This window comes from Pseudoclavibacter sp. RFBI5, assembly GCF_002931395.1.
Classification (GTDB): Bacteria; Actinomycetota; Actinomycetes; order Actinomycetales; family Microbacteriaceae; genus Pseudoclavibacter.
Map to the genome: position 1 here is coordinate 49,290 of NZ_PSYA01000013.1, position 14,953 is coordinate 64,242.

Annotated in this window: 17 protein-coding genes; 4 read left to right on the forward strand and 13 right to left on the reverse strand. The window is 68.6% G+C overall.

Translation table 11 applies throughout. The annotated features are described in order from the left end of the window. Nucleotides 1–30: 30 nt before the first annotated feature. Nucleotides 31–1,161: a thiamine pyrophosphate-dependent dehydrogenase E1 component subunit alpha gene (locus tag C5E06_RS15780; protein ID WP_258064849.1), complete on the reverse strand. Its 1,131-nt coding sequence runs from the start codon at nucleotides 1,159–1,161 to the stop codon at nucleotides 31–33. A gap of 189 nt (nucleotides 1,162–1,350) precedes the next feature. Here C5E06_RS15780 and C5E06_RS15785 point away from each other — a divergent pair, with 189 nt between their 5' ends. Next, nucleotides 1,351–1,773, forward strand: a complete 423-nt coding sequence (locus tag C5E06_RS15785; RefSeq protein ID WP_104243893.1) for a phage holin family protein — start codon at nucleotides 1,351–1,353, stop codon at nucleotides 1,771–1,773. Between the two features lie 9 nt (nucleotides 1,774–1,782). On the opposite strand, the gene C5E06_RS15790 is transcribed toward C5E06_RS15785, so the two are convergent. Then, entirely contained in the window at nucleotides 1,783–3,249 is a 1,467-nt protein-coding gene (locus tag C5E06_RS15790; protein WP_104307535.1) for a hypothetical protein, read from the reverse strand. Beyond that, on the reverse strand, nucleotides 3,246–3,599 hold the full coding sequence (locus C5E06_RS15795) for a hypothetical protein (protein ID WP_104307536.1): 354 nt from the start codon (nucleotides 3,597–3,599) through the stop codon (nucleotides 3,246–3,248). The genes C5E06_RS15790 and C5E06_RS15795 overlap by 4 nt, the downstream gene beginning before the upstream one ends. A gap of 198 nt (nucleotides 3,600–3,797) precedes the next feature. Between C5E06_RS15795 and C5E06_RS15800 the strand changes: the two genes are divergently transcribed. Beyond that, nucleotides 3,798–4,352 (forward strand): low molecular weight protein-tyrosine-phosphatase, encoded by a 555-nt coding sequence (locus tag C5E06_RS15800; RefSeq protein ID WP_308471438.1) that lies wholly within the window; start codon nucleotides 3,798–3,800, stop codon nucleotides 4,350–4,352. Continuing rightward, the gene (purB, locus tag C5E06_RS15805; protein ID WP_104243901.1) at nucleotides 4,349–5,731 is read left to right on the forward strand and encodes an adenylosuccinate lyase; all 1,383 of its coding nucleotides are present in this window, start codon (nucleotides 4,349–4,351) and stop codon (nucleotides 5,729–5,731) included. The genes C5E06_RS15800 and purB overlap by 4 nt, the downstream gene beginning before the upstream one ends. A 32-nt stretch (nucleotides 5,732–5,763) precedes the next feature. Here purB and C5E06_RS19410 read toward each other — a convergent pair whose 3' ends face one another. The 9 genes from C5E06_RS19410 to C5E06_RS15850 form a co-directional block, all read right to left on the reverse strand. Beyond that, nucleotides 5,764–6,237 carry a hypothetical protein gene (locus C5E06_RS19410; protein ID WP_181063006.1) on the reverse strand — a complete coding sequence of 158 codons (474 nt, stop codon included), beginning with the start codon at nucleotides 6,235–6,237 and terminating at the stop codon, nucleotides 5,764–5,766. A gap of 7 nt (nucleotides 6,238–6,244) precedes the next feature. Continuing rightward, on the reverse strand, nucleotides 6,245–6,898 hold the full coding sequence (locus tag C5E06_RS15815; RefSeq protein ID WP_146080612.1) for a hypothetical protein: 654 nt from the start codon (nucleotides 6,896–6,898) through the stop codon (nucleotides 6,245–6,247). A 131-nt stretch (nucleotides 6,899–7,029) separates the two neighbouring features. Then, nucleotides 7,030–7,689: a response regulator transcription factor gene (locus C5E06_RS15820; RefSeq protein ID WP_104243905.1), complete on the reverse strand. Its 660-nt coding sequence runs from the start codon at nucleotides 7,687–7,689 to the stop codon at nucleotides 7,030–7,032. Continuing rightward, nucleotides 7,686–8,954, reverse strand: a complete 1,269-nt coding sequence (locus C5E06_RS15825; RefSeq protein ID WP_104307537.1) for a histidine kinase — start codon at nucleotides 8,952–8,954, stop codon at nucleotides 7,686–7,688. The genes C5E06_RS15820 and C5E06_RS15825 overlap by 4 nt, the downstream gene beginning before the upstream one ends. A gap of 68 nt (nucleotides 8,955–9,022) precedes the next feature. Then, nucleotides 9,023–10,252: a serine hydrolase gene (locus C5E06_RS15830; RefSeq protein ID WP_104307538.1), complete on the reverse strand. Its 1,230-nt coding sequence runs from the start codon at nucleotides 10,250–10,252 to the stop codon at nucleotides 9,023–9,025. A 107-nt stretch (nucleotides 10,253–10,359) separates the two neighbouring features. Further along, nucleotides 10,360–10,608, reverse strand: a complete 249-nt coding sequence (locus C5E06_RS15835) for a hypothetical protein (RefSeq protein ID WP_104307539.1) — start codon at nucleotides 10,606–10,608, stop codon at nucleotides 10,360–10,362. Between the two features lie 84 nt (nucleotides 10,609–10,692). Then, on the reverse strand, nucleotides 10,693–11,220 hold the full coding sequence (locus C5E06_RS15840; RefSeq protein ID WP_104307540.1) for a GNAT family N-acetyltransferase: 528 nt from the start codon (nucleotides 11,218–11,220) through the stop codon (nucleotides 10,693–10,695). A 206-nt stretch (nucleotides 11,221–11,426) separates the two neighbouring features. Further along, nucleotides 11,427–11,741 carry a hypothetical protein gene (locus C5E06_RS15845; RefSeq protein WP_146081405.1) on the reverse strand — a complete coding sequence of 105 codons (315 nt, stop codon included), beginning with the start codon at nucleotides 11,739–11,741 and terminating at the stop codon, nucleotides 11,427–11,429. Between the two features lie 262 nt (nucleotides 11,742–12,003). Then, nucleotides 12,004–13,134 (reverse strand): MFS transporter, encoded by a 1,131-nt coding sequence (locus tag C5E06_RS15850; RefSeq protein WP_219820231.1) that lies wholly within the window; start codon nucleotides 13,132–13,134, stop codon nucleotides 12,004–12,006. Between the two features lie 240 nt (nucleotides 13,135–13,374). On the opposite strand from C5E06_RS15850, the gene C5E06_RS15855 reads away from it, so the two are divergent. Next, nucleotides 13,375–14,313 (forward strand): LysR family transcriptional regulator, encoded by a 939-nt coding sequence (locus C5E06_RS15855; protein WP_104307543.1) that lies wholly within the window; start codon nucleotides 13,375–13,377, stop codon nucleotides 14,311–14,313. Here the strand turns inward: C5E06_RS15855 and C5E06_RS15860 are convergent. Then, on the reverse strand, nucleotides 14,297–14,896 hold the full coding sequence (locus tag C5E06_RS15860; RefSeq protein WP_219819665.1) for a TetR/AcrR family transcriptional regulator: 600 nt from the start codon (nucleotides 14,894–14,896) through the stop codon (nucleotides 14,297–14,299). The genes C5E06_RS15855 and C5E06_RS15860 overlap by 17 nt on opposite strands. Nucleotides 14,897–14,953 lie beyond the last annotated feature (57 nt).

Here is a 14,953-nt window from a genome sequence, read left to right on the forward strand (position 1 = left end):
CGGGCGTTGTGGTGCTCGTGGCGACGTCGGTCATCGGGTTGCCTCCTGGCTCGCGTTGTCATCGAAGGACGCCTCGTACCGGCGCAGCCACTGCTTCTCTTCCTCGAGCTGCGGATGCGCGTCGCTGTACACGTTCTCGAACATGGAGTCGTTGTCGGGCTCTTCGATCTCGAAGACGCCGCGGCGCACGTCGGCCGCGTAGTCCTTCGCTGCCTCGTCGACGCCGGTGAAGAAGTCCTCGCCCACGTCCTGCGCGCGCAGGTACGCGCCGAGGCGGGCGATGGGGTCGCGGCGGCGCCACGACTCCTCCTCGTCCTTCGTGCGGTACTTGGTGGGGTCGTCCGTCGTCGTGTGGGCGCCCATCCGGTAGGTCTCGGCCTCGATGAAGCCGGGGCCACCGCCGGCGCGTGCCCGCTCGAGGTGCGCGCGGGTGACGGCGAAGCTCGCCATGACGTCGTTGCCGTCGATGTGCGTCGAGGGCATGCCGAAGCCGCCCGCGCGCTTGTAGAGCGGGTTGTTGGCCTGCACGGAGACGGGCACGGAGATGGCCCACTGGTTGTTCTGCAGGAAGAAGACGAGCGGCACCTGGTAGCTCGTCGCGAAGATGTAGGCCTCGTTGGTGTCGCCCTGGCTGGTCGCGCCGTCGCCGAAGTACACGACGGTCGCCTCGTCCTTGTCGAGGTCGCCGGTGCCGGTGGCGCCGTCGAACTTCTGGCCGAGCGCGTAGCCGGTCGCGTGGAGGGTCTGCGAGCCGATGACCAGCGTGTAGGGGCGCACGCCGTGGCCTTCCGGCGACCATCCGCTGTGGGTCACGCCGCGCAGCAGGCGCAGCACGTCGACGAGGTCGACGCCGCGCACGAAGGCGACGCCGTGCTCGCGGTAGGAGGGGAAGACCGCATCTTGCGGGCGCATGGCGTAGGCGGAGCCGATCTGGGCGGCCTCCTGTCCCTCGGCGGGGACGTACAGGGACAGCTGTCCCTGGCGCTGCAGCATGGTCGACTCACGGTCGAACGCCCGCACGTAGCTCATGTCGCGATAGGCGCGAAGGTAGTCCTCCGTGGTGAGCAGCTCAAGCTGCTCCAGGAAGGGCTCGGCGGCCTTCGTCGGCTTCACCTCTCCCTCTGGAGTGAGGATCTGCACGGTCTCGTCGCCTGGAGTCACGTCGTGTGGCGCCTTCCTGCTGTTCCGATCTCGCATGCGGTTGCCCGAGATTTCGCCAGTCTAGTTCTCCACCCCATGGCCGTTCAGGAGAAATCCTCCAACAGTTCGGGCCGACCCTGCACGGCATCGACGACACGAGGCGGGCGAGCGCCCCAGCCGCTTCACCGCAGGATCGGGGAGAATGGGGGCATGCGAGCCATCTTGAGCATCCTCATCAACGCCGTGGCCCTCTGGGTCGTGACCCTCATCCTGCAAGCGCATGTCCAGGTCATCCCGTTCGAGGAGTCGACTTGGGGCGTCATCGGCACGCTCGCACTGTTCGGGCTGATCTGGGGCGTCGTGAACGCCGTGGTGGGCGGGGTCGTGCGTGTCGTCGCGTTCCCCCTCTACATCCTCACGCTCGGCCTCATCTCGTTCATCGTCAACGGATTCCTGTTCTGGCTCGTCGGGGTCATCAGCGACAGCATCGGCTTCGGCATCGAGGTCTCCGGCTTCTGGTGGGCGGTGCTCGCAGCGCTCATCATGTCGGTGGTCACCGCGGTGCTCGGCGGCTGGGTGCGCGGTGCCGACTCGAAGCTCAAGAGCGATGAGCGTCGCCGTCGGGAAGCCTGATCGAGGCGTTCAGATCTTGATGTCGTCTGGCTTGAGGTTGCTCGTGATGGGCGCGAACTTCTCCTCGATGAGACGATTCACCTCGTCGATGGCCTCACCGGGTTCCGGAAGCGGGTCGAGCCGGTCAACCGTGTAGAGCCTCGACTCGTCGAGCTCGAAGCCGTCGTAGACGTCGAGGAGGTCCGTGCGGGCCGCATCCAGGGAAGGCACCCCGCTCGCGTCGGCCATGCCGGCGGTCTCGAGGTAGCGCGTCTGCGCGTGGGCGGCGAGCGGGTCGTCGTCGAACGGCGTCACCGCATCGGCCTCGGCGAGCACGACCGTTGAATCCTCGCCATCCGGGGCGAGCCCCTGCAGGCCGACGATCGGGTCTTCCCGGTGCTGGATCTCGATGATCGGGGCTCGGCTCCCGGGCGACGCATCATCGCCCCGACCATCAGCCTGCTGGTGCTGCAGCTGCGCCCTCAGCCGTTCGGCGTCGATGGGACCCCCGATCGAGACGAGGCCCTTCGTGTCGAACCTCCCCAGCCCGGCGATCGACGCAGCGACGAGCGCACCCTGCGAGTAGCCGGCGAACACGACGGCATCGCCCGGCTCGATACCCGCCTCTGCCATCGCAGCGAGGACGGCGGACACCGACTGCGAGTCGATCCCCGCATACGCCGCGAGGTTGCCGGCCAGGTCGAAGGGGTTCCCCGTCGTGCCGTACGACTGGTTCGAGGTGCCCGTGATCGCGACCTCGTAGAGCTGGGCTCCGGCCGCGTCGACGTAGCTCGTGACGCGCACCTGCGGCCCTCCGTCGACCGAGGGAGGGATGGCGGCGACCAGCGACTGGAGTCCCGTGGGAGCGGCATCCCGGCCATCGAGCGGAGCGCTGGCGCTCCCCACCCTGAAGCGATCGCTCGGGGTCAGCCCCGCCACACCTGCCCCGGCGAGCGCCCACGACACGAGAGTGCTGCCGTCGGCGCCGGGGACCGGCGGGAGGCCGAGCATCCCGAGCGCGAAGTCGTCGGCGTTCTCCACGGTGACGCGGATGAGCTCCTGCACCCGCGGGTCGCTCAGCGTCGGAGCCTCCCCCGCAAGAGCCGCGAGCGCCGCGATTCCAGCCGCCGGGCCGAGGAGCGCGACCGTCAGCGGCAACGAGCGTCCGAGGAAGCTGGCGGCGCTTGCGCCCGCTGCTTGGACGACGGCCGCGGAGACCGCCTCGGCCCGCTCGTACAGCTCGGCGGCAAGCTGGATGCGCTCGCCCAGCGAGGACAGCTGGGTTTCCAGCGGCGCCCCTCCGAAGAAGGCGACCTCGGCCTGCGCCGCCGCTGCAGCGAATGTGAGGCCCGAGCCGCTCAGCCATACGGACGGCGGCAGCCACTCCTGACCGGCGAGGATCGTGCGGAGCGCTTCGAAGTCGTCGGCGAAGAGCCCGGCGCGCACGGCGACGGCGCGGACGTCGCTGGGCCCGACGACGACAAGCTCGCCGCTCATCGGGCCCCCAACGCCTCGAGCTCGAGACTTAATGCCCCATGCGCTCGGCGGTACTCGGCCTCGGCGAGCCCTGCGGCGGTCGCGACGAGTCCGATCGCGTCGGCGAGGAGCTCGGCCTCGATGGCAAGGCAGCGCTGCGCTGGCGAGCTCCACGCGTCGGAGACCGCGAGCAGCCTGAGGCCCGTGCAGATATCGGTGGTGCCCGAGCCGAAGGCGTACAGGGCGCGAGCGTTGTCGAGGGCGATGAGCTGCAGGGCGTGGATGATCTGCTCCCTCGCGGCATCGACGAACGGCAGTGTCTGGCCGATCGTCGACGGTGCGATGGGAACGAAAGACGTGGTCTCTGGCATTCGCGGTGGTCCTCTCGTGCGTCGGAGACTCCGATCCTGCGGCGGCAGGAGAAGCGGCGACGCATGCACGCCCACGGGTGTGGAGGGACGCGCATCCACAGGCCGGATGCCTGCAGAGTGCGGCTTCGCTCCGACGGGCAGCGAAAGAGCGGGTGAACACGCACGCGAACCGGTGCTGAATGCGTGACAATGGGCGTCATGGCGAAAAACAGCAAGGACGCGGTCTTTCGCATCATCTTCGTCTGCACCGGCAACATCTGCCGCTCCCCGATGGCGGAGGTCATCTTCCGCGACATGGTCGAGCAGATCGGCCTCGGCAGCGCCGTGAGCATCAGCTCGGCGGGAACCGGCGAATGGCACGTGGGCGAGAAGGCGGACCCCCGCACGCAGTCCGCGCTCGAGCGGGCCGGGTTCACGGCGGAGAACCATCGCGCGAAGCAGTTCGAGGTCGACTGGTTCGACACGTTCGACCTCATCATCACCTTCGACCGCGGCCAGCGGCGCATCCTCAAGGCGTGGGCCTCCGACGACGAGCAACGCTCGCTCGTGCAGCCCCTCCTCACCTTCCACCCGGCGCCCCCGGGCGGGATCACGGAAGTCCCAGACCCGTACTATGGCAACGATCAGCTCTTCGACCACGTGCGCGACTTGATCACGAGCGCGTGCGAGGAGCTTCTTCGTCAGATCGAGCCGGTCGTCCGGGCAGCGCTGACGGCGCGCGCCGGATCGTCCTCGTCCCAAGGAGCACAATGAGCCCCCTCCCTCCCCAGATGCTGAGCCCCCTCGACTCGCGCTACCGCAAGAGCGTCGAAGGTCTCGGCGAGCACCTCTCCGAGGCCGCGCTGAACCGTGCCCGCGTGCACGTGGAGGTCGAGTGGCTGCTGTTCCTCACCGACCGTGAGATGTTCGGCTCGCACAAGATCGATGCAGACAAGGCCGCAGCACTGCGTGCCCTCGTCACCGACTTCGGCCAGAAGGACATCGACGAGCTGGCCGAGGTCGAGGCTCGCACCCGTCACGACGTGAAGGCCGTCGAGTACTACGTGCGCGCCCGCCTGGAGGAGCTCGGGCTGAGCGAGCTCGCCGAGCTCACCCACTTCGCCTGCACGAGCGAGGACATCAACAACCTCTCGTACGCGGTCACCATCCGCGACGCCGTCACCGACGTCTGGCTCCCCTCGGCTTCCGGTCTCGCGGACCGCATCGCGGAGCTCGCCGTCGAGCTGCGGGATGTGCCCCTGCTGTCGCTCACGCACGGCCAGCCGGCGACGCCGACCACGCTGGGCAAGGAGCTCGCCGTGTTCACGCACCGACTGCGCCGCCAGCTGAAGCGCGTCGAGGAAACCTCGTATCTCGGGAAGTTCGCCGGTGCCACGGGCAACTTCGCCGCGCACCAGGCGGCAAGTGTCGACACCGACTGGGAGACGCTTGCCGACGAGTTCGTGAGCGGCCTCGGCCTCACCTGGAACCCGCTGACCACGCAGATCGAGTCGCACGACTGGCAGGCCGAGCTGTACTCGGACGTGTCGCGCTTCAACCGCATCCTGCACAACTTCTGCACCGACGTGTGGACCTACATCTCGCGCGGTGTCTTCCGTCAGATCCCGCAGGCCGGCTCGACGGGCTCGTCCACGATGCCGCACAAGATCAACCCGATCCGCTTCGAGAACGCGGAGGCGAACCTCGAGATCTCGAGCGCTCTCCTCGACTCGCTGGCCTCGACGCTCGTCACCTCGCGCCTGCAGCGCGACCTCACCGACTCGAGCGCGCAGCGCAACATCGGTGTCGCGTTCGGCCACTCGCTGCTCGCGCTCGACAACGTGACGCGTGGACTGCGCGAGATCGCCGTCGACGAGGAGCTGCTGGCGAACGAGCTCGACGGCAACTGGGAGGTGCTCGGCGAAGCGATCCAGACCGTCATCCGAGCCGAGATCGTCGCTGGTCGTTCATCCATCGCCGACCCCTACGCTGTGCTGAAGGACCTGACGCGCGGCCGCCGCATCGGCAAGGCCGATCTCGTGGAGTTCGTGACGGGCCTCGACATCGGCCAGGAGGCGAAGGACTCGCTCCTCGCCCTCACTCCCGGCAGCTACACGGGCGCCTCGTCGCGCCTCGTCGACCACCTGGGCTGAGCGCGCGGGCGGAACGCCCGCTGGTTCTCCAGCTACTTGCTGGTTGGGGCCTCGTTCGACGTCGTCTCGTCGAGCGGGGCCTCTTCTGCATCTGCCGGGAGCGTGGCTGCGGGCTCCTCGGTCGCCGCGGCCTGCTCCGGTTCGCCGATGCGCTCCGAGGGCTCCGCTTCGGCTGCAGCCTCGTCGCCGACGGGTGCCTTCTCGTCTGCGGCCGCCGCCTGCGTGGCCGCGCGGCTCTGCTCGCCTTCGTCGCTGCGGGAGACGCCCTGCTCTGCGTTCTCGAAGCGGTCGAGGTAGATCTCGTTCTCGGGATTCGGCGAGTAGGAGAGCACGAGCATCGCCAGCACGAGGATCGAGACGATGAAGGCGACACCGGCGAAGATGATGCCGAGCAGGAAGTCCTGTGTCGTGAGCAGCAGGATGAGGAGCACGAAGCCCGCCATCACGGCGGAGATGCCGAGCAGCTCGAAGGGCTTCATGAGCGCGCGGCGCTTGGGTTGTGTCACTGGGGAATCAGGCTTTCTTGGTGAGTTCTGGCTCGGCGGCCGGTGCATCCGCGAGGATGCCGCGGAGGGTGATCCCCTCGATGACCAGCAGCACGCCGAGCACTGCGAGGTAGGCGCCGACGTAGCCGACGGTCTGCACGGATGCGGTGAGGGTGCCCTCGACCTGCTCGATTCCGCCGTAGTCGACGCGGAGGTCTGGCGGGATGATCGCGACGAGGAGTCCGAGGAGCACGGTGACGGCGCCGGTGATGAGCACCTCGCGCGAGAAGAACTTGGTGGCGCGGCCCACGCGGGCGCTGATGAGTTCGAGCGCTCCCGTGACGAGGGCCCAGGTGGCGACGGTCGCGATGAACGCGGCGGCGGTCGCGTGCTCGGTCTCTGCGGTGCCCATGAAGAGCGCGAAGCCTCCGGCGAGCGCCGAGACGACGGCTCGCGCGAACGTGAGCGCGCGCGCCGGGTGGTCCTTGAAGCCGACGGCTTCGAAGCCGATGAGCACGCCGGATGCGAGCGCGAACGCACCGAACGTGATGAACCCGAACGCCGCAGAGTGGTCTTGAGAGAAGGTGATGACGGCGGCGATGATGAGCGCGGGCACGGCGCGGGCGATCATCGACATCCACAGGCGTTCCGGGACTGCTGTAGGCCCCACTTGCATCGTCATCGTTCGCTCCTCACGATCTGCCGCCAGTCTACCCAGTCGGTACCGCACGGCTCCCCGGCGCGGGACGACGTCACCGTGTTGCAACCTGGCAGTCGCCAGGGCGCGTCATCCGCGCTCCGCTGCGACTGGGCTCAGCGGACATCGAGAAGGCCCGCGCGGATGCCCCAGAGCACGACCTGCAGGCGGTCCCTCGACGCGGTCTTCTGGAGGAGCCCCGCGAGGTGGTACTTCACCGTGGTGGGTTCGACGAACAGCTCACCGGCGATCTCCGCGTTGGACAGGCCGCGCGCGAGGAGCCCGAGGACGTCGAGCTCCCGCTCCGTCAACTCGACCCCCGTCGTCGGGGCTGGCTGCGACACGGGCCGGCGCCGCTCGGCGAATTCGTGGAGGATGCGCCTGGTGAGGCGCTGGTCGAGCGTCCCGTGCCCTGCGGCGACCGACCGGACCGCGGCGAGCAGCGTCGCCTCATCCGCGCCCTTGAGGAGGAACCCGGCCGCCCCGGCCTCGAGCGCCGCGAACACGTCCGCATCGACGTCGAAGGTGGTGAGGATGAGCACCGCAGCGTCGAGCGACGGTTCTGCAGCGATCATCCGCGTCGCAGCGATGCCGTCGGTTCCCGGCATGCGGATGTCCATGCAGACCACATCGGGGCTCAGCTCGCGAGCGAGCCGGACCGCCTCTGCACCGTCGGCGGCTTCGGCGACGACGTCGAAGTCGGGCTCCGCGCCGAGGATCACCGACAGCCCGGCGCGCACGACCGCCTGGTCGTCGGCGATGAGGATCCGGATCATGAGATCTCCCTGTCACGGTTCGGGCTTTGGCCCGTGCCACGGATCGTGAGCGCATTCCGCCAGCCGCCGTCGCTCGTCGGTCCTGTGCTCAGAGTCGCACCCACGAGCTCGGCTCGTTCGGCCATGCCGGAGAGCCCGTACCCCGGCTGCGCGGGCGCAGGTGGCACGACCGCATCCGCTCCGGGCCTGGTTGGCGCGTTCGCGACGATGATCTCCACGCCGTCGTCACCGAACCGCACGCTGACGTCGCTGCGTGCACCCCGGGCGTGACGTGCCGCGTTCGCCAATGACTCCTGCACCATGCGGTACGCGGTGGCCTCCGTCAGCGGGCCGAGCGGTCGAGGCGCACCGGCTACACGGAAGTCGACGGCCTGACCACGCTCCCGCGCGGCATCCACGAGCGTCGCGATCCCCTCCAGGTTCGGGGTGGGGCTCGGGCGCTCAGGGCCGCCCGTGCGTTCGTCGTCGTCGTCGCTGCGCAGCAGTCCAACGGTGCGCCGGAGATCGACGAGCGTCGTGCGTGCGTCGTCCTGGATGCCCTGCATCATGGCCCTCGCCCGGTCAGGGTCGGAGCGGGTCAGGGTGGTTGCCGCCTGCGCGCTGACGATGATGCCCGACAGGTGGTGGCCGGCGATGTCGTGGAGTTCGCGTGCGAGGGCAGTGCGCTCCGCCCTGAGTTCGCCGCGGGCCCGTTCCGCCTGACGCTGCTCGGCCATGCGCGCCTGCTCTCGGAGCGCATCCGTCAAGCGTTCCCGACCGAGCACGTAGTCCGCGATGCCCGCGGGAAGGACGTAGAGGAGCAGGATGCGCAGGAGAAGCGTGGCGGTCAGGACGAGCGGCGCCTCGCGTGACCCGAGCAGCATTGCAACGCCACCGACCGTGGTCGTCGCGGCCGCCCCGACGCCGAGTGCGATGAGCGCCGCCCTGTGGGGCAGCTGCCGCACGACCCGGTACGACGCGACGCCCACGGCGAGCGCGCCGATGCCGAGCTCCCCGGCCGTCGTGCCGAGGATCGCGAGATCGATGCCGACGATCGCCGCGAACACGGGCAGCGGGCGGAAGCGGCTCGGCCACAGCAGCAGCGCCTGGACAGCGATGAGGCTCGCCAGCACCAGCGGTGACCCGGTTCCGGGGACAGACGCGAAGAGGGCGCGATCCCAGGTGCCGATCGCAAGGAATCCGACGGCACCCGCCAGCACGAGGAGACTGGGCGTCGCCGACCAGAGGGCGACCATCACGGCCGAGTTCCGCGGCGATGGGCGCATGACTCGATTCAACCACGCCGGGTGGTGGCCCCTGACGAGGCCATCACCCGGCGCGAACTCGTCGTCTGCTACTGCCCGCACAGCGTCTCGTCGAGGGCGTCGATGACCATGCGGTACTGCGCGAGAAGCCGCTCGTTGTCGTCGGGCGAGACAACCGCCCAGGGGAGCGCGGTGACGGCGATCGTCACGGCGGTGCCGTCCGGGCCGATGGCGTTGCGGGTCTGCGTTCCGGGGATGTCTCCCCCGTGCCCCCAGGCGACTCCGCCGCAGGACAGCGGGTAGCGCTGCAGGCCGAGGCCGTACGCGGCACCAGGGGTCAGCTCATCCCCGGCGGGGACGGTCGTCTGCATCTCCGCGAGCGCCGCCTCGCTCAGGAGTCGGCCGTCGAGGAGGGCGCGCATGAAGGTGTTGAGCTCGGACGGCGTGGACACGAGCGCGCCGGCGGCCCAGCCGAACGCGGGGTCCAGCTCGGAGATGTCCCGGAGGTCGCCGGCCGTCTCAGCGTGGTACCCGCGGGGGTGCTCGCCGCGCAGCTGCCGTTCGCCTGGCGCGGGCAGGTAGGTGTGCTCGAGGCCGAGCGGCGCGACGATGCGCTCGTCGATCTGGGTGGCGAGTGCCCGTTTCGTGACGGCCTCGATCATGAGTCCGAGCACGAGGTAGTTGGTGTTGCTGTATCCCCACCGCTCCCCTGGGGCGAACGCCGCGGGCCGCTCGAACGCGATATCGAGCATGGCCCGGGGAGAGATGTACGTCTCCTGCGCGCCGAACGCGTCCGCCGCGATCTTGTCCGCGTACTCGGGCAGGCCAGCGGTGTGCTGGAGGAGCTGGCGCACGGAGATCTTCGTGCCGTCGACCCCGTCCCCCGTGATGAGACCGGGCAGGTACGTGTCGATCGGCTCGTCGAGGGCAACCTGCCCCTCATCGGCGAGCTGGAGGACGATCGTCGAGACGAACATCTTCGTGTTGCTGCCGATGCGCACCTCCCCGTCCAGGGGCGGCGCCTCCCCAGTGGCGATGTCCCCTTGTCCGAGAGCGAGGTTCGAGGTCCTGCCCTCGCTGTCGGTGACGGATGCGAGCACGCCGGGGTATCCCGCGTCGACGAGCGCCTGCATGGTCGCCTCGTGCGGATCCGGACTGGCGTCGGCGTTGGCTGCGTTCGACCATGCCCCGACGCCGATCGCGCCGGCGGCGAGCACGCTGGCAGCGGCGATGACTGCGGTCGCCTTCCTGGGCTTGCCGCTTCGAACGTTCGTTGCTGGATCGGTGGGGTGTGCGTCTGCGGTTCGTTGCGTTTCCATGCATCCAGCGTGACGAAACACGCCGCTTGGCACCCCATCCTTGCGAACAGTCGCGCCTGCCCACGCGGCCAGTCAGCGGCCTTCGGGGCTCCGGGTCCGCGCGATCGTCAGGTCGAGGACAGATCAGGTGCCGGGACCGGAGCTGCATGACCGCTTGCGGCCAGAATCTCGTCGACGAAGCCCTGGGCGGTGGTCGCCAGGATCTGGAAGTGGTCGCGCTCCGCGGTGGTGCTCTCCGGGCGCTCGACCTTGTCGAGGGCGGCGTCGGCGTACTCCTGGAGTGCGTTGATGAGGACGGAGTGGCGATCTTCGTCGGTCAGGTCGAGAGTCACGAGATGCGGGGTCTGCTCAGTCATCACGGCAGTGTCTCACTCTCTCCCGACACCAATATGTGCCCGTCGACACCCCCGCGACGCTCGGTCGCGGGGAACATCCGCGGCTCATCGAGTGGAGAAGGCCTCGAGGGGGCGAGCCCATCGCTGCCCGACGACGTCCCGTTCGAATCGCGGGTCGAGCTCCTGGGAGAGCAGGGAGAAACCGGCGCTCTGGAGGAAGCCAGCGGCGGCGGTGAACTCCCGGGCGCTCCAGACCTCGACACGTGAGGCGTTTCGTCTCCGGGCGAAGTCGATGCCGGTGTCGACGAGTGCCCGGCCGATGCCGCGGCGCCGCGCGTCGGGTGTGACGATCAGCAGCCGCAAGAGGGCGGCCTCGCCGTCCTCCCCGGGCATGCAGAAGACGCATCCCACGCGTCTTCCGTCGAGCTCGGCGATCCATGCCCCTTCACGCTCGCGTTCCTCGACGGCGGCATAGCCCTCGATGGCGTGCGCGACAAGACGCTCGTAGGTGCGGCCATCCTCGAAGGAGTCCGAGAAGGCCTTGTGGGCGAGCAGTACCCAGGCGAGGTCCCCGGGCTGGTCGAGCTGGCGGATCGAGTGCGGCGGAGCGGACGGTGCTTCAGGAGAGGTCATGACAGCTTCCTTCGAGCGCGAAGAAGTGGACGGACTCCGGTCAGTGCGTACATTTCCACGTTACCGGCGACGATGCCAGGAACGAAGTGTTCAGCGGCGCAGGCCGGGGCCGCCGTCGAGCTGAGCGGCGTCTGAAGCGGGTCCGAACATGGGACAAGGCTTCTGAGCACAACTGCCAGCGCACCACCCTCATGACGCGCTCGGGGTCACTCGACCTCTGCCAGCTTCGAGACCGATCGAACCGTCGCGGCCAGGATCGTCTGCCGCGCACGCCCCTGCGGAAGACGAGGCGCGCACTGCCAGATCGTCAACCAGGCGTGGGTGGTGGCTTCCTGTGCTCGATCTTCCCGATTGAGGAGTCTGAGCGCCAGCGCGAACATCGTCGGGCTCAGGGCGTCGTAGAGACGAGACAGCGCTGCACGGTCTCCGGATCCCACGAGCACGAGATCTGCATCCAGCCTCTCGTCTCCTGACTCCGATCCCCCGTCGGCACGTGGCCGCTCTGCCACGACCGTGCTCATCGCGCGCCGCCTCGCACCGGGCCACAGCTCGACGTGCACCGACTTGAGTTCGACATGGCGACCCTCTCTCTGTGAGGGGGTCGGAGTTGGCCGCTCTCCCTCGAGCCCTGCAGATATTTATCTAGTTAACCTAGCTAAATGAGAAGCGGGGTGCCCGCGAGTTTGCTGAGACCGCCCCGTGCCGCCGGATGTACGACGCCTCGGCAACAGCGATGCGCTCTGCAGTGGTGTCCCGGCGTGATCGCAGGCCGGAAGCCAACCCTCAAGACACGCGTCGCGCGTCGCTCTCGGGGGTCCGGATGATCGCCACCAGGAAGGCGGTCGCCCCAATGCCTGCGCTGACCAAGAAGACCGGGCTCGGCCCCATACTGTCGAGCATCCTGCCACCGGCGAACGCGCCGAGAGCGATGCTCGCGTTGAACACGCTGACCCAGAGGGCGGCAACGGATTCGCGTTGCTCGGGCGCCGCCCGGGCGATCCAGGCCTGGGTGCTCACGGAGATGCCACCGTAGAAGAATCCCCATGCGGCCATTAGCACCGCGGCAGCAACCGTCGCGGTCGCTAGCGAGGGGAACAGTGCGAGCACGCAGACGAGCCCCAGACTCAGGCCCACGATCACGCCCCTCGGCATCTTGGCCGCAGGCGCACCGGCCGCGAAGTTCCCGACAACCCCGAGGGCCCCGTAGAACACGAGCAGGGTTCCGATGGCAGGTGCCCCGAGCCCGGCGACCACCTCGAGTGCCGGACGGACGTAGGTGTACGCCGAGAAGTGCCCCGTCACCAACAGGGCCGTGATCGCGAGCCCCGCTCGGACCCCCGGGTTCCTGAAGGCCAGGACCAGCACGTTGAGCGGAACCGCCTCCTCCGACGGCATCGCCGGCAGGGTGGTGGCCATCGTGAGCGCGATGAGTGCCGCGGCGATAGCAAGGCCCCAGAACACCGCGTTCCATCCGAGGACAGCGCCGACATAGGTGCCAATGGGGACTCCGAGGACGGAAGCGAGCGCGATCCCGCTGAAGATGACCGTGGTCGCGAGCCCCACGGCACGGGCTCCGACGAGTCTGGGAGCGAGGCTCGCCGCAAGGGCCCAGACGCCTCCCATGCTCAGCCCGAGGAGCACTCGGGCGGCCGCGAGGACGAGGAAAGTCCCGGAGATGGCGGTGAGCGCGTTGGCCGCGGCGACGAGCACCATCAGCGCGATCAGCGTCGCACGACGGTCGACCCGCCCGGTCACGATGGGGATGAACGGGGCTGTGACCGCTGCGACCAGGCCGGTGATCGTGAGAGAGAGACCGATCGTCCCCTCGCGTTCAGCGAGCGACGCGCTCATGGGAGTGAGAAGACCGACGGGCATCATCTCCGCCGCGACGACGATGAACGTGGCCGCAGCCATGAGGGCAACCGCGCCCCAGCGGTTCCTGGTGCCGTGCCCCGGGCGAGAGAAGGTCGAAATTGCCACCGAGGACGAGGACTGGGGCGCTGCTCCTGGGGGCACTGGCGAAGTCATGCATTCAGCGAACCCTCCGCGCGACTCCGGATCAACGGCAGATCCCTGATACTTGCATTAGCCTGACTTATCGATAAAGGGTTCCTGCGTGGTTCCCAGCCACCGCGGAGGGGAGAGCCGTCACACATGCCTGAGGTGCCGATCAGAGAGATCGAGTGCTTCCTCGTCCTCGCAGAGGAGCTGCACTTCGGACGAACCGGCGAGCGCCTCTTCGTGTCTCAAAGTCGCGTAAGCCAGCTCATCAGCACGCTGGAGCAGCGCATCGGTGCGAGCCTGGTCTCTCGGAGCAGCCGTCGAGTGCAACTCACGGAGTTCGGGACAGAGTTCCGCGACGCGCTCTCACCAGCGCACCGCGCGCTCGTCGAGGTGGTCGAGCACGCCCAGATGCGGGCGCGCGACGCGCCGACACCGATCCGGGTCGGATTCCAGGGCGCGATCTACGACTCGATCGCGAAGGCCATAGCGCAGTTCGAGCGAGCGCACCCGCAGACCCCCGTGCACATCAAGGAGCTACCACTCGGTGACCCGTTCAGCGACGTGCTGGCGGGCCGCGTCGACGCAGCAGTCGTGCTCCTGCCCGTTGACGACCCTGAGCTGGTGGTCGGGCCGATCTTCTCGCGACACGGTCAGATGCTGGCGGTCTCCGTCGACCACCCGGTGTCGAAGATGCGCGAGCTCAACGCCGAGCAGCTGTCGGAGATGACCCTGGTGCCGATCGTCGGCCCCGCGCCCGAGTACTGGCAGCGCGTGCACTCACCGAGCACGACTCCCGGCGGAAGACCGGTTCGCTCCCGCGGAGGAGCGAGCACACTGCAGGAAGGCCTCTCGCAGGTGGCGTCGAGCAGCCGCGGCCTGATCCTCTGCACTGCAACAGCCGACTACAGTCGACGCGCAGACATTGCATTCGTGCCGCTGAACGGGCTCCCTGAATCGTCACTTGCCCTGGTCTGGCGAGCCGACCGGGAGACCGCACGCATTCGCGAGTTCTCATCGACGGTCGACGAGGTCGTTGCACGGCACGGCACGACGGCAGACGCCAGCGGCACGACTAGCTTCGGGGGCTGAGGGCCACAACAAGCACATCCGAGGCCGCAAGAGCCTCCTCGAGGCGCCCCTCTCCGTGAGCAGTATCACCTTCGGACGACCAACGTGACAGATCCGAGAGCGCGCCATGGAGCGCGATCGCAAGCGACCGCGGCGAGGCGCCTGCACTGATCTCCCCCGTCGCCTGTCCGCTCTCGATGATCTTGGCGATGGAGTCGACGCAGGAGCGCGACGCGACGTCGCCCCCTTCGCGCAGGACGGCCGGAGCATCGTGGAACAGGATCTGCTGAACTTCAGGAGCGCTTGTGCGAGTGATGTATGCGCGGGACCGCTTGCGCAATGCGTCACCCGCTCGGGGCTCGGCGTCCGAGATCGCGAGCAGCTCGGCATCGATCTCGCCGTCAATGCCTGAGACCACTGCCCGCAGGAGGCCTTCCTTCCCGCCGAAGTGGTGGTACAGCGCCCCGCGCGTGAGCCCTGCAGCAGCCGTGAGCGCATCCATCGACGTGGCTGCGTAGCCGTCCCGCGCAAACGCTGTTCTCGCGGCGGCGATGAGACTCGCGCGCGTCACGTCGATCATCTGCGCTCTCGTTCGACCCGCCATGAGACCTCCTCGATCACGTCCGAGCGTAGTTGACATACGCACCGTATGCCAACATGC

Excerpts from the sequence above, each read along its gene's own strand:
- C5E06_RS15855 (WP_104307543.1), top strand. The coding sequence starts at position 13,375 with ATGCCTGAGGTGCCGATCAGAGAGATCGAGTGCTTCCTCGTCCTCGCA.
- C5E06_RS15850 (WP_219820231.1), bottom strand. The coding sequence starts at position 13,134 with ATGGCTGCGGCCACGTTCATCGTCGTCGCGGCGGAGATGATGCCCGTC.
- C5E06_RS15790 (WP_104307535.1), bottom strand. The coding sequence starts at position 3,249 with ATGAGCGGCGAGCTTGTCGTCGTCGGGCCCAGCGACGTCCGCGCCGTC.
- C5E06_RS15840 (WP_104307540.1), bottom strand. The coding sequence starts at position 11,220 with ATGACCTCTCCTGAAGCACCGTCCGCTCCGCCGCACTCGATCCGCCAG.
- C5E06_RS15795 (WP_104307536.1), bottom strand. The coding sequence starts at position 3,599 with ATGCCAGAGACCACGTCTTTCGTTCCCATCGCACCGTCGACGATCGGC.
- C5E06_RS15830 (WP_104307538.1), bottom strand. The coding sequence starts at position 10,252 with ATGGAAACGCAACGAACCGCAGACGCACACCCCACCGATCCAGCAACG.
- C5E06_RS15845 (WP_146081405.1), bottom strand. The coding sequence starts at position 11,741 with ATGAGCACGGTCGTGGCAGAGCGGCCACGTGCCGACGGGGGATCGGAG.
- C5E06_RS15860 (WP_219819665.1), bottom strand. The coding sequence starts at position 14,896 with ATGGCGGGTCGAACGAGAGCGCAGATGATCGACGTGACGCGCGCGAGT.
- C5E06_RS15785 (WP_104243893.1), top strand. The coding sequence starts at position 1,351 with ATGCGAGCCATCTTGAGCATCCTCATCAACGCCGTGGCCCTCTGGGTC.
- C5E06_RS15820 (WP_104243905.1), bottom strand. The coding sequence starts at position 7,689 with ATGATCCGGATCCTCATCGCCGACGACCAGGCGGTCGTGCGCGCCGGG.
- purB (WP_104243901.1), top strand. The coding sequence starts at position 4,349 with ATGAGCCCCCTCCCTCCCCAGATGCTGAGCCCCCTCGACTCGCGCTAC.
- C5E06_RS15815 (WP_146080612.1), bottom strand. The coding sequence starts at position 6,898 with ATGACGATGCAAGTGGGGCCTACAGCAGTCCCGGAACGCCTGTGGATG.
- C5E06_RS15835 (WP_104307539.1), bottom strand. The coding sequence starts at position 10,608 with ATGACTGAGCAGACCCCGCATCTCGTGACTCTCGACCTGACCGACGAA.
- C5E06_RS15825 (WP_104307537.1), bottom strand. The coding sequence starts at position 8,954 with ATGCGCCCATCGCCGCGGAACTCGGCCGTGATGGTCGCCCTCTGGTCG.
- C5E06_RS15800 (WP_308471438.1), top strand. The coding sequence starts at position 3,798 with ATGGCGAAAAACAGCAAGGACGCGGTCTTTCGCATCATCTTCGTCTGC.